The sequence below is a fragment of the Floridaenema evergladense BLCC-F167 genome (assembly GCF_041929205.2).
GTDB classification, from domain to species: Bacteria; Cyanobacteriota; Cyanobacteriia; order Cyanobacteriales; family Aerosakkonemataceae; genus Floridanema; species Floridanema evergladense.
Genome location: NZ_CM171625.1, coordinates 3961584 through 3977433 on the forward strand (window position 1 = coordinate 3961584; position 15850 = coordinate 3977433).

Genomic DNA, 15850 nt, shown 5'->3' on the forward strand with positions numbered 1-15850 from the left:
AAGAAAGAAATTATTTAGCGCCATGTTACAGATAAGTGGTATAATCGCAGTCCCCAGTCCCCAATCCCCAGTCCCTAAAAGATGTAACAAGCGATCGCACCATCCTCCAGCTATAGCGTGTTATCATACAAACCCAACCCCCAACACTCTACAATTAGTGTTGGGTGGATTTTTTAGATGTTCTGAAACTGGGTTTCGGAACCGATAACTCACGTCTATAAGTAGCCGCCATGAAGTGCAAACCTGACTACATCGAACAAAATCATTGGAATGAATGGCTTGCTAGCGGTGTAGACCCTGGCTTGATTTCCCTTTGCGTTACCAGTCTCAAAGGTGAACGCATCTACAACTACCTCTGCTACTCAACCGAACTCCCGCGCAACAGTGCAGGTAGACTCTCCCTTGGATTTATCAAACGCTACGAACACGCTACCTGTGGTGGTTGGTGGTGCAATAGCGTTGACCCGAACGCTGGGGAAGCAATGGAATGGGGATGTTTCAAACCGAATCAACCGCGTTTGGGTGCAAAAAATAAGTTAATTAAGTATGAACATCCGCCAAAAGTTCCCACTAGGGCTTTTTTCTTACCTGTAACTTTGCAGATTTGGCGCAAAATTGCGGAAAGATTTAATTTAGTAATTCCCGAAAATATAGAGGTTACAGAAACAGGTGAAGCTTTAGGTTTTTGGCGTTGGGTAATTACACAATCTCAGCTACCTATTATTATTACTGAAGGCGCAAAAAAAGCTGCTGCACTTTTAAGTGTTGGTTTTGTGGCGATCGCTTTACCAGGAATTTGGAACGGTAGAAGAGTAGACAAAGTTAGTAAATCTGCTACTTTAATTCCCGATTTACAACCCTTCGCCAAAGATGGGAGAGAATTTGCTTTTTGTTTCGATCGCGATACTAAAATTCAAACAGTTAACGCCGTTAATTTAGCAATTAAAAAGACCGCCCAACTTTTAATTAATGAAGGCAAATGTTCAATTAAAGTAATTACTTGGGATTCAGGACAAAAAGGTGTAGATGATTTGATTGTTGCTAAAGGTGTAGCAGCATTTGAACAAGTTTATCATCATGCTTTGTCTTTAGGACAATGGAATTGGTTAATTAAAAAACAATCAAGCTTGACAATTCCTGCTAATGTAAAACTTAATGTTGCTGATTTATCTACTATTGGATTAGAGTTACCAAAGACGGGAGTTATTGCGATTTGTTCGGGAAAAGGGACAGGAAAAACCAAATTAATTGCTCAAGTTACTGCGGAAAATGAAAGGTTATTATCTTTAACTCATCGCATATTTTTAGGTCGTTCTCTGGCGGAAAGATTGGGTTACACTTGGCGAACTGATGCTGATAAAGGTAATGGTTATTATATTGATGAAAATGGTTGTCCGACTTGGCGCTTAGGTTTATGTGTTGAGTCTTTGTTAGGAATTCGTCCGTTTCAATTTGTGGGGGCGACGGTGGTAATTGATGAAGTTTGCCAAGTTTTTCGGGCTTTACTTACTAGCAGTACTTGTAATAAAGAAGGGCGAAGACCAGCAATTTTAGCTAGGTTTGAGGAAATTATTAAAATTGCTGGGCGAGTAATTATTGCTGATGCTGATTTGGATAATTTTGTAATTGATTATGTGAAAGCTTTACGGGGTGAAGATGAGGTTTTTCTGATTCAAAATCAGTACCAAAATTCGGGCTATTGTTGCAGTATTTATAATTCTTTAGAGCATAGTGCGATCGTTGCTGATACTGTGGAAATGGCGACGGGTGGAAAAAGATTATTTATTGCTACTGATTCGTTGAAAAGTTCTCATGTTTTGGTTAATTTGTTGGAGTCGGGGATTAGTCGCGATCGCATCTTAGTCATCAACTCCGAAACCGTTAACCTCAACGAACAACGAGAATATGTCAGACAAATTAATGAGAAATTACCCCTTTATGATATCGTCATTGCTACCCCTAGTATGTCCACTGGCGTAAGCATTGAAACCCAATGGTTTGATGCAGTAATTGGCATTTTTTATGGGGTAATTAATGATGCAGATATCGCCCAATCTTTAGCTAGAGTTCGACATCCTATACCCCGCTATATTTGGGTGAATAAGTGTGGAAAAAACTTTTGTACTGTCTCTAAATCTGAATCTCCGTTCGTGATTTTGCGAGAATTAAAAAGTCGCTGGGATTTGGAAGTGGGATTAATTAGAATGAGTTTATCGCCGGAAATGTTGGCGGTTGTAAATACACCGATCGACTGGGAAAAGTGTTGTCATAAAAAACTATGGGCGCAAATAGAAGCTAACAGTAATGCGGCGATGTGGAACTTACGAGAAGCGGTAATCGCTAGATTGAAATATGAAGGAAATTACCTCAAAATTATTACGGTTAATTCCAGTCCAGTTTTTAAACATTTGACTAAAAAAGTTAGCGATCGAATTCAATCTACACATTACCAATCTGTAGCTAATTCTCGCATTTTAACTGCTAACGAAAAAGAACAATTGGAATCTCAAGAACTGATTACCGCAGAGGAAAGATTAAACTTAGAAAAAACTCAAGTTGCGGAATGGGCGGCGATCCAAAAAGAAGCAGAAATCACCTCGGAATTAGTGAAAGTTTATTCTCAGTTATCTGGGGCGATTTTGCGTTATGAAGATTTGCGTTATGGATTAGCTGTGGAAAGAGATGAAAAGGCGATCGCACTTCAAGCAAAATGGAAACTCGGTTTATTTATTCCCAATATCTACACTAAAGAACAGGAACGTACTGTACGGGAACGTTTGGGACTTTTGCAGTGGATCGATCGCTTATTGAACGGTGAAAGTTTAACCAATGAAGACTTAGAACCATTGGCTAAAATAGTCTGGCAACATTATAAACAAATAAACCTAATTTTAGGTTTAAATTTAAATCCCAATTCTCCTAAAAATTCTAACATTTACATTTTTAACCAACTCATTAAACAAGTTGCAATTCCTGTTGAAATCATACGTTATCGACAAAATAAAACAGCGACAATAAGCTTACAAAAAAAACGTTGGCGACTTATAGAAAGCATTCTCCAACGACGTAAACTCAGAAGAAATAATCAACTTGAAACCTTAAACACTGCCACAGAAGCAGAATTAACAAACTCATCTCATGCTAACAATTCCTTTTTTATTCCCTGCTTAACTAACTTTTCTTTATTCTCTAGTTTAGAAAATCAGCTAAACTTAAAAAGTTTGGCGGTTAAAACCGCAACTACACAAACAAAGTCCGCCTACGCGGACTTATAAAAAGCAAATTTTGAAACCTGCGGAGGCAGGTTTTGTCTGTGTAGCCCGCGACTTTAGTCGTTAGGGCGACTCTTTAAAAATTCCAAAACTGCGGCGTTAACCGCCTCTGGAGAACCGGAAGAAGCGTCATGATCGCAATTCGGAATAATTTTTAATTGCGAATTTGGTAAAAGTTTTGCTAACTTTTCGCCATGTTTATAAGAAAACCAGCTATCTTGTTGTCCCCATAAAATTAATGTGGGACATTTGATAACAGCCAAATTTTTTTGAATTTTAGTGATTAAATTTGGTTGATAATTTTGGTTTAGCTGAATTTCTTTTACCGCAATTTGAATATCTTCTGCTACTTTCGTCAAAGTACCGGGAAAATGAATATAAGGATAACTCATCCAATAAGCGTCTTTTTCGGTAAACTTTGTCGGATCGAATAATACCGATCGCCTCTCGATCGCCAGAATTTCCTTTACCAAAGGTGCAAATAAACTGGGAATTCGACATAAATCAGATGTTTGCAACAATTCCAAAGGAATTTGTGATAATAACGACATTCCCCAATGAGGTAAACCATCAGGAAAAATCGGAACATTAACTACTATCAATTCCGAGATTAATTCGGGATAATCTTCTGCAACTGCAAGGCTGATTAATCCTCCTAGCGATTCGGCTAGTACGATCGCACTTCGATCGCAAAGCGCACTAATAATTCGTTTAAATTCAATAATTTGATGATCGTTTCTTTCCCGATATAAAGGTTTATCAGAGAATCCATAACCTTTAGCATCAAAGCAAATTACCCGGAAATATTTAGCCAGAGTTTCTATATTGTAACGCCAATTATAACTCCAGCCACCAATACCATGAATTAAAAATAAAGGTTTTCCCGTTCCTTTTTCACCATAAGCAATAGAAACAGGGTATCCGTTAGCATCGGTAATTTTCAGGAGTTGGCGACCTTTAGGAAAAGTGGTTTTCCACCAGTCTTGCATAGCTTCTCAAAATCTAATTTTAACAATTATACCAAAATTATTTATTCTTTAATATTCTCTAAAGCCTTAGATACCGAAGGCAACCAAGGACTGCAAGCAAGCTTCGTAACGAATGTTTGTAGGGGCAATTCATGAATTGCCCCTACAAACATGAATTGCTTCTACAAAGATTAGACTGATTCCTCAAGGTAATTCATGTTGTGAATCCAATTAACAATTTCTTTTGGAGGTAGTGGTTTAGAAAAAAAGTATCCTTGTCCATATTCGCAGTTAAGCGATCGTAAAATATCTCTTTGTAGTTCAGTTTCTACACCCTCAGCGACTACATTTAAATCTAACCGATGAGCCAAACTAATAATTGTTTCTACAATATCTAAATTTTTCTCATTTTCAATCATTTGATTAATAAAAGAACGATCGATCTTGACAGTATCAATTGGTAGAAGATGTAAATAAGCTAAAGATGAATATCCTGTGCCAAAATCATCAATACAAATTTCGATACCATAATTTCGTAACTTTGTTAAAGTTTCGATCGCTAATTCAGCATTTTTCATCAAAACGCTTTCTGTAACTTCTAGCTTCAAATAAATTATATTAGAACAATAATATTGACAGATTTGTTCAATGAACGTAACTAAATTGGGTTGGATAAGTTGCAATCCCGAAAGGTTAACAGCAATGCTCAAAGGCCAATAATTTGCTAATTCTTTTTCCCATAACTTCATTTGCCGACAAACTTCAATTAGTACCCATTCTCCAAGGGGAATAATTAATCCAGTTTGTTCGGCTAAAGGAATAAATTCCCCCGGTGAAATCCATCCTCGTTCGTGATGATGCCATCTCACTAAGGCTTCAAAACTGACGATTTTGTTAGTAGTTAAAGAAATAATCGGTTGAAAATTAAGATGTAACTCTTGCTCTTGAATTGCTTGTTGTAAATCAGCTTCTAGGCGCAGTCGTTCTAGCTCTTCCGTCTGCATTTGAGAATTAAAAAAGATTGTATTTCCGACTTGTTTTTTCGCATTATAAGTAGCAGTATCCGCAGCACGCAAAAATTCTTCTGCCTGATTATAATCCATTCTACAATCAACAACTCCAATGCTAACTGACGAATAGATTAATGATTTATCTACTTGAAAAGGGATGCGGAGAATTTGGTGAATTTGAGCTACTTTTTCCCTAAGTTCATCCAAATTTTCTAGGTTTTTAAGTAATAAACAAAAGGCATCTTCACCAACACGAGCTAATCGATCGCTCGGTTGCATCCAATCTGCTAATCGTTGAGCAACTTTGATTAAGAATTGATTCCCTTTAATATGTCCAAACCCATATTTCACACTTTTATAACGGTCAATATCCAAGAAAAGTATGCCAAAGAAATTGGGATTTTGTTTATGCTCATTAATACAGTTTTGTAGGTCTTCAAGAAAAAGAGTCCGATTTGGTAATCCGGTTAATTTATCATAAAAAGCCAGTATTTGAATATCTTGCAGCGCTTGTTTCCGTTCCCTTCTTACTTGTGCTTCTCGCCATTCTCGTTCCGCCGCTGGCACTAGTCGAGATAAACTATTTTTGAGTAAATAATCATGAGCGCCTGCTCGCATTGCTGCTACGGCAGTTTCTTCTCCGATCGAACCTGAAACTATAATAAATGGCAAATCTAAATTTTTTTCCTGCATTAAGGAAAGAGCAGCTAAAGCATTAAATTCAGGTAATGAGTAATCAGCAAAAATTATATCCCAAGTTTGGCGATCGAGCGCTGCACTCATTTCATGCCGATTCTCTACTCTTTCCCAAAATACAGTGTAACCATTCAATTCGAGTTCAAGCAAGATCAATTCTGCATCATCTGGGTTGTCTTCGACTATTAGCACCCGAATTTCTTTATTCATAAGTAGCAAATAATGGTGGAGGACAATTGATAACCAACCAATACATACCTAATTGTTGAATAACATTGAGAAACTGCTCGTAATCTACAGGTTTCTGAATGTAACTGTTGCAACCCAAGTGATAACTTTCTACTAAATCTCTTTGTTCAGTTGATGTAGTTAAAATTACAACTGGAATTGTCCTGGTTATATGATTGCGCTTAATTCTTTGTAGCACCTCTAACCCGCTAATTCTCGGAAGCTGTAAATCTAAGAGAATTAAAGCTGGCAAATCCTCTGCTGAACGATCGCTATAACTTCCTGTAGCAAACAAGTAATCTAACGCTTCTACACCATCTCGCGCCACAACTGCCGGATTGGTGATTCCGCCTTGCTCGAATGCCATCAGTGTTAGTTCTTCATCATCTGGATTATCTTCGACTAGTAACAGTAATCCTGGTGTGTTTGGAAGTACCATTGCCATAAACCTTGAATAGAGATAAATAATATTCTCATCATTGGGGAAATTTTTACTTCATCCTAAAGTAAAGTAAAATGTCGCACCCCCATTTATAATTCCCTCTGCCCACACTTGTCCGCCATGTCGATGAATAATTCTTTGGACGATCGCCAATCCTACACCTGTACCGGGAAAGTCATTATTTGAATGTAAGCGTTGAAAAGCAATAAATAGTTTATTAACGTAGGTCATATCAAAACCAACTCCATTATCTTTGATAAAGTAAGCTTGCCTATTTTCCGAAAGTATGGTATAACCAAACTCAATTTGGGGTTGCGGACAATTTGCAGTAAATTTCCAAGCATTACTCAATAGATTTTCTAACATGATTCGCAGCAGTGCTGTATCACCCAAGGCTGTAATTTCGGGAGCTATGTTCCATTGTACAGAATGTTCTGGTTGAGATTCACTTAATTCTTTGATAATCCCTTTCACAATCTCACTTAAATTTACTGGAATACGCTTCATTTCGGCACGAGTTACCCGTGAGAGCATTAGCAGATTCTCTATTAATTCTCCCATGCGTTGGGAACCTGCACGAATCCGTTCGAGATAATGTTTCCCTTTTTCATCCAATCGATCGCCATAACGTTCGAGAAGTACTTTACTAAACCCATCAATCCCGCGTAAAGGTGCGCGTAAATCATGGGAAACGGAATAAGAAAAAGCTTCTAATTCTTTGTTTGCTGCTGTCAGTTCCGCCGTCCTTTCTTTAACTCGTTGTTCCAAAGTTTGGTTAAGTTGGATGACTGCTAATTCGGCTTGTTTGCGATCGCTAATATCCGTATGTGTCCCCAACATTCGCAAAGGTTGCCCAAACCGATCCCACTCCACAATTTTACCTGAAGAAAGAACCCATTTCCACTCACCTGTTTTAGTTAGTTGTCTACATTCCACTCGATAATCATTGCATTTTCCAGCAATGTAATCAGCATAAACTTGATAGACACTTTCTCTTTCTTCAGGATGCAAACGCTCTCGCCATTTAGCATTTGTTTCCTGTATTTCCTCTGATTCATAACCCAACATTCGAGCATATTCGGCGCTGACGATCGCCTCTCCTGTTTGGACATTCAAATCCCACATTCCCTGATTTGCCGCTTGCAAAGCTAACCGCAAACGTTCTTCACTTTTTTGCAGTGCAGCTTGAGCTTTTTTGCGATCGCTAATATCAAGCAAAGTTACAATGCGATAGAGTGGATTATTTTGCCGATCTTTGACCATCGTAATATCGAGAAATACCGGAAAAATAGTCCCATCTTTACGAAGATGATACGACTCATGAGTGATGTGTCCGACTTCATTAAGCTCTTGCATAAAAGCGATCGTATCTCCCCAGAACTCCTGCGGAAACAAACTCAAAATTGATTTGCCAATCATTTCCTCAACCGAATAGCCGTGCATTCTAGCAAAGGCAGGATTTACTATTTCGATTAGCGTTCCTTTGCCCACAGCTAAACCATGTTCGCTAAATTGGAAAATATCTTTGTATTGCTGTAAATCTGCTTCGGCGCGTTTGCGATCGGTAATATCGATCGCTGTACTAATTACTAAATTTCTCCCATCCGGTAATTTACCCAAAGGAGCAGAATAAAAATCCCAAATCCGAGTTTCTCCACTCCCAGTGCAGATGGTAAATTCTCCATCGTAAACTCGGCGATCGAGATGATGTAAACGTTTAATATCTTCTTGTACTAACTCTTTGCGACTACCATAAGCTTTTTCCGTCCAATCTGCGATCGTAGGAATTTCTTCGGGAGAATAGCCAGAAATCTCTGTCCAAGCATGATTAATTTGTAATACTGCGCCATCTTCAGCGTGTAAGATAATTGGCAGCGGAGAATCGACGATCGCTCTTTGAAAGTGTTCTTGACTTTGTTGGAGAGAAATTTCGATTTGTTTGCGATCGGTAATATCAATAGCTACACCCAGCATTCTTAGGGGTCGCCCAGATCGATCGTAAATCGCTCTTCCTCTGGCAATTATCCACAGCACCGTACCATCAGGATGAATTACCCGATGTTCTGCATCGTAGTCTATTTCTCTTTCTACTGCTCGATTAATTGCCGCTTCTACACGCTCTAGATCGTCGGGATAAATGCGATCGCGCCAAATGTGATAGTTAGCTTCCGCAGTGTTAGGATCTAAACCTAGCAACTGGAATAGTTTGTTGTTCCAGTGCAATCGATTTTCGACCATATCCCAAGCCCAGCTACCAATTTGGGCAAATTCTAGCGTCAAACGCAATTGTTCTTTGCTTGCTTGTAAGGCGAGTTCGGCTTGTTTGCGATCGGTAATATCAAATACCACCCCCAACATTCGCAAAGGTTGCCCAGATCGATCGTAAATTGCTCGTCCCTTAGCAAATACCCAATGAACGCTACCGTCGGGATAAATCACCCGATATTCTGAGTGATAATCTCTATGGCTTTCGATCGCTTGATTAATATCCGTTTCCACTCGCTCAATATCTTCAGGGTGAACGCGATCGCGCCAAGTTTGATAATCTACATCTGTAGTTTCGGGATCTAATCCGAACAGATGAAAATGATTGCTATTCCAGGTAATCCGATTATCCTGAATCTGCCAATCCCAACTGCCAATCTGGGCAAATTCTAGCGTTAAACGCAGCTGTTCTTCACTCGTTTGCAAGGCGAGTTCAGCTTGCAGACATTCATGAAGTACAGCTTGCTTTTCAGTGATGTCCTGAATATTGCCCAGCATCCGTACCACATTACCTGCTGCATCGGTGAAACTCTGACCTCTAGAAGCTATCCAGCGAATGCCTTCATCAGGATGCAGAACGCGATACACAATTTCATAATCTTGATTTTGCTCCATCGCTTGTCTGAGGGCTTGTGTGACTGAAGCGCGATCGTCTGGATGAATGCTATTTAACCACTTTTCGTAAGTAACAGTTTGTAATGTCGGATCGAACCCCAAAAGATGACAATATTCTTCCGAGACTTTAACAACATTAGAAACCAAATCCCAATCCCAGATCCCAGACTTGGTAGCTTGTAAAGCTAATTGCAGTCGCCTTTCATTTTCCCGCAGCAATTCTTCAGCGCGTTTGCGTTCCGTAATATCTTTAATTACTCCAATTAAACCGATGACATTACCTTCTCGATCGCGCCAAGGGCTTTTTGTTGATAAGTAAGTTTTTTGCTGATTATTTTTGACTATTTCCTCTTCCAGTTCCCGACTTTCCCCCAGTTCCATAATCCGATTATCTGTCTCGCTTAACTGTCGGGCTACCTCTGGAGTAAACAATTCATAATCATTGAATCCTAAAATTTCTGCATTAGATTTACCGAGCTTTCGCCTCATTGCCTCATTAACCATTAAATAGCGCCCAGAGCGGTCTTTGAGATATATAGAATCGGAAATCCCTTCAATTATAGACTGCCATAATTGATAACTCTCTTGCAAATCATGATTAATATTAATCAACTCTGCTGTACGATCTGCCACTCGGTTTTCTAGTTCTTGAAGAGATTGTTGTAGTGCAATTTCAATTTGTTTTTGTTTTAAATCCAGTTCATTTAAAAATTTTGCATTCCACCAAGTAACAACAGTCAAAATTAAAATATTGATTGCGCTCCGCAATACAATGCTAACTTCTATCGGCATGAAGTTATAGCGGTAGGATAATATCAAAGAGGTTCCTATCAGTAAAGGTAAACCTATCACAAATGGCAGGAAGCGACGGGCAGTAATTCCACCTGCATAAGGACTAGTAAAAACTTTTAACCAGCCTTGTTCGGGATGAGCAAACAAAATGCCCAGAGATAAACTCCCAGAAGCGACAATTGAGTTTAGTGCAGTGCTACCACCAGAAAAAAGATTGTAAAAATTTGGAACGTGATAAATATACCCGATTAGTCCTAAAAGTGAAGTTAAGAAACTGCCAAAGGCAAATCCCTGAGCCAAACTGTAAATACCTTTATTTAATAAAATTAAAGCTGAACTTAAAATGAGTAACATTAATGCTAATGTTGCAGCCATTCGCCCCGGATGTATGTAACTAATTCGCAGAGTAAAATCTTTAATTAATAACTCATCAATTCCCAGGTTAATGTTGAAGAAAAACTGAATTAAGGTCAGCAAAGCTACACAAGCAACTACAATAGCAAGTATGTAAGAAATTGATATGCTTGAACTACGCTGATGCGATCGATTAAAATTTTGATAACTATTCTCTTGCCAAAACCATAAAGAAATACCACTCAAAATAAATCCCAAAGCTGCGTTTACCCGCATCGGTGGTAGTCCGGGAAATCCACTTTTCAACAATTCGATGTGAAATATCCAACCAATAAGTGCGATGCCACCAATAAGCGTAGTTAATAAGCTAGATTTTTTGGAGAGCGATCGAATTTTCTGCAAATTCATAGGTAAAAATAGAGATTAAGAATGGCGTTACTAAAAAACTTTTCCTGATTGCAAAATTATTGTTTAGCACTCTTACAAGAGATATTGATTAACCCGTTAATTTTTATATCAACTGGCCTTCCGTGCTGATATAATTTTTACAATGATAAATTCACAGACAATTTAATTTCCCTATTTTAACTTCTTTGGCTTGATAAATTCAAGCATATATCATCTGTTTGTCTTTCGATAATCGTAATCAGCCATATAATTTTCAGAAAGTTAGGACTTATGCAATCCCCCCTGCTGGGGTTCGGCGGGGCAGGATTGGGTTTTAGGCAAAGAGTGCGTAAGTCCTAAAATTTTGAAAACCTGGGGAAAAATTACAACACTCAACCCTCATCGCCATCGCCCATTTCCGAGTACTGAGACTAAAGTCACAACCACCAACGTCCACTGTCACCAAGCACAAGTGAAAAACCAATCATGATATTTACATAGTCTAGAGTAAAGCAGCCAACCATTACCTGAATTGCTCTAGTACCTGTCGTGTCTCGCAAATAGAACAACCTGATTTATGTTTGATGCTACCCAATTGATTATCGATCGCTTCGTCCAAGAACTACGAGATGGTTATCGACGGACTTACGGAGGCTGGAAACCAGATTACGCCGATATCATTGCTTGGGCGGGAAACATGGCATTGGAAAATATTGCCAACAGCGATGCCCTTTATCACAACGTCGAACACACAATCTTAGTCACATTAGTAGGACAAGAGGTGATGCGGGGTAAGCATATCCGGGAAGGTGGTATATCATCTGAAGATTGGTTGCATGGCATCATTTCTTTGTTATGCCATGACATTGGCTATGTTAAAGGTGTTTGTCGCCAAGATAAACCCGCAGAAAACTTATACGCCACCGGAATCAACGGCGAAATGGTCAAATTAAACCCTGGAGCCTCTGATGCCAGTTTAGCCCCTTATCATGTCGATCGAGGTAAACAGTTCATTCAAGAACGTTTTGGCTATCACAAACTAATAGATGCCCCAACAATCCAACGTAATATTGAATTAACTCGTTTCCCAGTTCCCAACGATGAAGACCATCAAGATAAAATAAACTGTCCTGGCTTAGTTCGCGCCGCTGATTTAATTGGTCAATTAAGCGATCCCAGGTATTTGAAAAAAATTGGCGCACTTTATTACGAATTTGAAGAAACAGGGGTAAACAAAAACCTCGGCTATCATCACCCCGGAGATGTCCGTCATAATTACGCTAAGTTCTACTGGAATGTGGTTTATCCTTATATCGATTCCGCCCTCAGATATTTGGAATTAACCCAGGAAGGTAAACAAATTTTGGCAAACCTTTACGCCAATGTCTTTGTAGTCGAACATGAAATGCCCTCTATGGAAGCTGCGTGATCGATCGCTGGCATTCTTTGGGACTGGGAATGCTTGTAAATCAGGCATTCCACAAGCACCAGAAAATCAATCTGACTGATAAGGCAACCAGGAGATTTAAGCGTAGCAAAATCTGAGAGAATTGATATAAATCGACTTCAGCCAGCAAAATTGACAGATATTATTCGGAGTGTATCACTATGACTTTCAAAATTCTCAGCTTAGATGGTGGTGGAATGCGAGGAATTATTTCTGCCCGTATTCTCCAAGAAGTAGAAAGACAAGTTCAAGAAAAAGAAGGTAAACCCTTACACCAATATTTTGACCTGATCGCCGGAACTTCCACTGGATCTATATTAACCGCAGGAATTGCTACCGGAAAACCCACTCAAGAGTTAATCAATCTCTATAAAGAGCAGGGCATAATTATTTTCCCCCCCAGAGCATTGCCACCGTTTTTACAAAACATATCTGATTTCTTTTGGCCTTCTAAATATACTCATGAAGGATTAATTAAGGCTTTAAGCAAAAAGTTAGGAGAGATCAAAATTAGCGATAGCAAAATTAAACATCCGATGATCTTAATTCTTGCTTATGATTTGCTGTATCGGAACACTACTTTTTTCACTAATTGTCATCCTGATATTGGGGCGCGATGGTACGACGATACCCCACTTTGGGAAATTTGCGTTAGCTCATCTTCCGCACCGACTTACTTCCCTCCATATCTATTAAAACCTTACAATACGGAAAAATTTGGCAATTGGTCTTTTCCCCATATTGATGGGGGAGTCTCTGCCAATAACCCATCTTTAGCGGCAATTAGTTTAGCTTTAAGGATTAGCCAAAACCCAGATGTGCCGCTAGAAATCAAGCAGGAATATAAACTTGATAATCTGAAATTAGAAGATATTTCTGTTCTTTCTGTGAGTACGGGACGCAGTGGTGAACCATATCTTTATGAAGAAGCAAAAGAGTGGAAACCTTTAGATTGGGCGCAAAAAATAGTTGATGTATTTATGGAACCTAATGCTGAAATTTCGAGTACAATTTGTCGGCAAATTATGGGAGGTTGGTCTTCAAAACGTTATTTAAGGCTTGAGTTTGAATTGAATGAAAGATTCAAAACTAAAGCTAAAGACCCGGAAAAGGAAACTTACAGAGACACTCGTGAATTAGTGGGCAAAGATCGGCGAATTAATAGGTTTACGGAAAAGAAACTGAGTGAAGCAATTGATGATGCTACCAATCAATATATCAATGATGCACTGGAGGCGGCAAAAGCATACTTGGAAAAGGGTTGCACTTATTATACTAGAAATGATTGTGGGCCTTTGGTGAGAGATGCGATCGCAGACTTCATTCAAGCCAACAAAGAACCCGAAAAATCTCCAGAAACCCCAGAATCTACAGAATCACAAACTCCTTCCTAAAGACTCTAATATGTACGTTGTTGCGCTTTAGCGCTCTTATTACCTTGGGATAAGAGCGCTAAAGCGCAACAACGTACTTTTATTATTGTACTTGTAAAACTTGCACTAAGTCTCCTACATTTACTAAAGTTTTTCCCACTGGTAAAATTGCTAAACCATTAGTTTGTGCCAAATTAATCAAATTTCCTGAATTCTGGCTACCACCAGCTAAAGTAAATTCATATTCGCCATTTACTAAATGTAATTGTCCCCAAAAATAAGACTCTTTTTTGCCATCTGATTTAAAACTGTGTTGGGTTTTTGCTTTGACAAATATTGGTTGCCAAAAATCAGAAATTCCTGAAAATTTTCTAATTGCTGGTTGGACAAATCGCCAAAAAGTTACTAATGAGGAAACCGGATTTCCGGGTAAACCAAAATAAAGAATTGACGATCGCTCACTAGAAAAATTAAAAGTAGCAAAAGTTAAGGGTTTTCCAGGTTTAACGGCAATAGCCCGAAAGTGAATTTCTCCACCTAATGAAGAGAGAATGCGATCGACAAAATCATAATCACCGACAGAAACACCGCCCGAAGAAATGACAATATCCGCAGATTCTAAAGCTTGAGAAATCGTATTTTTTAGCAGTTCTGGATCGTCTGGAATAATCCCTAACATTTTGGGTATTGCGCCAGTTTGCGTTACTAAAGTTGCCAAAGCATATTGATTTGAGTCTACCAATTGACCGGGCTTTAAAGGTCGATCGGGCGTTACCAGTTCGTCGCCTGTGGAGAAAATTGCCACAACCGGACGGCGATAAACTGGAATTTGGATACATTGGGCAGAAGCGAGGACAGCAATTTCCGTTGCGCCAATGCTAATTCCCGGAGAAAGTAAAGCTGTTCCCGCTTGAGAAAATGAACCTTGGTGGCGAACGAAGGCTTGCGGTGCAGGAGCGTCTAAAATAGTGACAGAATTGCCCGATCGCTGAGTGACTTCCTGCATGACTACAGTATCCGCCCCAGCTGGCATCATTGCACCTGTAAAAATTCGCGCCGCTTGTCCGGGGAGAATTGATTTGTGCGGGGTTTTTCCGGCGGGAATTTCTGCGATAATCTCTAAAATAGCTGGATTTTCGGCATTACATCCAGCTATGTCAGCATGACGGACGGCATAACCATCCATCGCGGAATTATCCCAATGGGGAAAGTCTAGCTGACTAATGATTTCTTGGGCAAGAATCCGCCCGGATGCACCCAAAAGGTCTACAATTTCTATATCCCTCTCAGTAGCGAGGGGTTGAACTGAATTGATGATAATTTGTTCGGCTTGTTGGACTGATAGCATGGGATGAAAAACTCTAGCGAAGAGTTGCTGAAGTTACCCGAAATATGAAATGATAGATATTTGTGTTTAATTCTGCCCAGACTTTAGAGTTTGTAAAATTATGGCTAAAGGTGTTCGCATCATTGTGACATTGGAATGCACCGAATGTCGCACTAACCCGGAAAAGCGATCGCCCGGTGTTTCTCGGTATACCACAGCAAAAAATCGTCGGAATACGACGGCGAGGCTAGAACTGAAAAAGTTTTGCCCCCACTGTAACAAACATACCGTTCACAAAGAAATCAAATAGTCATTAGTCATAGTTACCTTTAACTAGCGACCAATGACCCAAGGATCTATTGCCAAGGAAAATTGACCATGACATATTATCGTCGTCGCCTATCTCCCATTAAGCCTAGCGAACCCATCGACTATAAAGATGTGGATTTGCTCCGCAAGTTTATCACCGAGCGTGGTAAAATTCTGCCCCGTCGAATTACTGGTTTGACCGCTAAACAGCAAAGAGATTTGACTATTGCTATTAAGCGGGCAAGAATTCTGGCATTATTGCCATTTATTAACCAAGAAGGTTAAACCAAAAATAGATGAGTGATGAGTGATGAGTTTTCCCCATCAAAAGCGGAAACTCAAAACTCACAACTCCCAATATTTGC

General features: G+C 39.3%; 10 protein-coding genes. 5 read left to right on the forward strand and 5 right to left on the reverse strand.

What is annotated here, in order from left to right:
• Nucleotides 1-230: 230 nt before the first annotated feature.
• The gene (locus tag ACE1CA_RS19320; protein WP_413281348.1) at nt 231-3275 is read left to right on the forward strand and encodes a plasmid replication protein, CyRepA1 family; all 3045 of its coding nucleotides are present in this window, start codon (nt 231-233) and stop codon (nt 3273-3275) included.
• Nucleotides 3276-3328: 53 nt separating this feature from the next.
• On the opposite strand, the gene ACE1CA_RS19325 is transcribed toward ACE1CA_RS19320, so the two are convergent.
• The 4 genes from ACE1CA_RS19325 to ACE1CA_RS19340 form a co-directional block, all read right to left on the reverse strand.
• Entirely contained in the window at nt 3329-4261 is a 933-nt protein-coding gene (locus tag ACE1CA_RS19325; RefSeq protein WP_413281349.1) for an alpha/beta fold hydrolase, read from the reverse strand.
• 170 nt (nt 4262-4431) lie between these two features.
• Nucleotides 4432-6156: an EAL domain-containing protein gene (locus ACE1CA_RS19330; protein WP_413281350.1), complete on the reverse strand. Its 1725-nt coding sequence runs from the start codon at nt 6154-6156 to the stop codon at nt 4432-4434.
• Nucleotides 6149-6613 (reverse strand): response regulator, encoded by a 465-nt coding sequence (locus ACE1CA_RS19335; RefSeq protein WP_413281351.1) that lies wholly within the window; start codon nt 6611-6613, stop codon nt 6149-6151. The genes ACE1CA_RS19330 and ACE1CA_RS19335 overlap by 8 nt, the downstream gene beginning before the upstream one ends.
• A 57-nt stretch (nt 6614-6670) precedes the next feature.
• Entirely contained in the window at nt 6671-11050 is a 4380-nt protein-coding gene (locus ACE1CA_RS19340; protein ID WP_413281352.1) for a PAS domain-containing sensor histidine kinase, read from the reverse strand.
• 556 nt (nt 11051-11606) lie between these two features.
• On the opposite strand from ACE1CA_RS19340, the gene ACE1CA_RS19345 reads away from it, so the two are divergent.
• Both ACE1CA_RS19345 and ACE1CA_RS19350 read left to right on the forward strand, forming a co-directional pair.
• The gene (locus tag ACE1CA_RS19345) at nt 11607-12458 is read left to right on the forward strand and encodes an Npun_R2479 family HD domain-containing metalloprotein (RefSeq protein ID WP_413281353.1); all 852 of its coding nucleotides are present in this window, start codon (nt 11607-11609) and stop codon (nt 12456-12458) included.
• 179 nt (nt 12459-12637) lie between these two features.
• A complete protein-coding gene (locus tag ACE1CA_RS19350; RefSeq protein WP_486517451.1) occupies nt 12638-13870 on the forward strand; it encodes a patatin-like phospholipase family protein in 1233 nt (410 codons plus the stop codon).
• Nucleotides 13871-13952: 82 nt separating this feature from the next.
• Here the strand turns inward: ACE1CA_RS19350 and ACE1CA_RS19355 are convergent, their stop codons facing one another.
• Nucleotides 13953-15197, reverse strand: a complete 1245-nt coding sequence (locus ACE1CA_RS19355) for a molybdopterin molybdotransferase MoeA (RefSeq protein ID WP_413278115.1) — start codon at nt 15195-15197, stop codon at nt 13953-13955.
• Between the two features lie 100 nt (nt 15198-15297).
• On the opposite strand from ACE1CA_RS19355, the gene rpmG reads away from it, so the two are divergent.
• Both rpmG and rpsR read left to right on the forward strand, forming a co-directional pair.
• Nucleotides 15298-15486, forward strand: coding sequence for a 50S ribosomal protein L33 (gene rpmG, locus ACE1CA_RS19360; RefSeq protein ID WP_073594966.1), 189 nt, complete (start codon nt 15298-15300; stop codon nt 15484-15486).
• A 68-nt stretch (nt 15487-15554) separates the two neighbouring features.
• Nucleotides 15555-15770, forward strand: a complete 216-nt coding sequence (gene rpsR / locus ACE1CA_RS19365; protein ID WP_413260543.1) for a 30S ribosomal protein S18 — start codon at nt 15555-15557, stop codon at nt 15768-15770.
• The last annotated feature ends 80 nt before the right edge of the window (nt 15771-15850 follow it).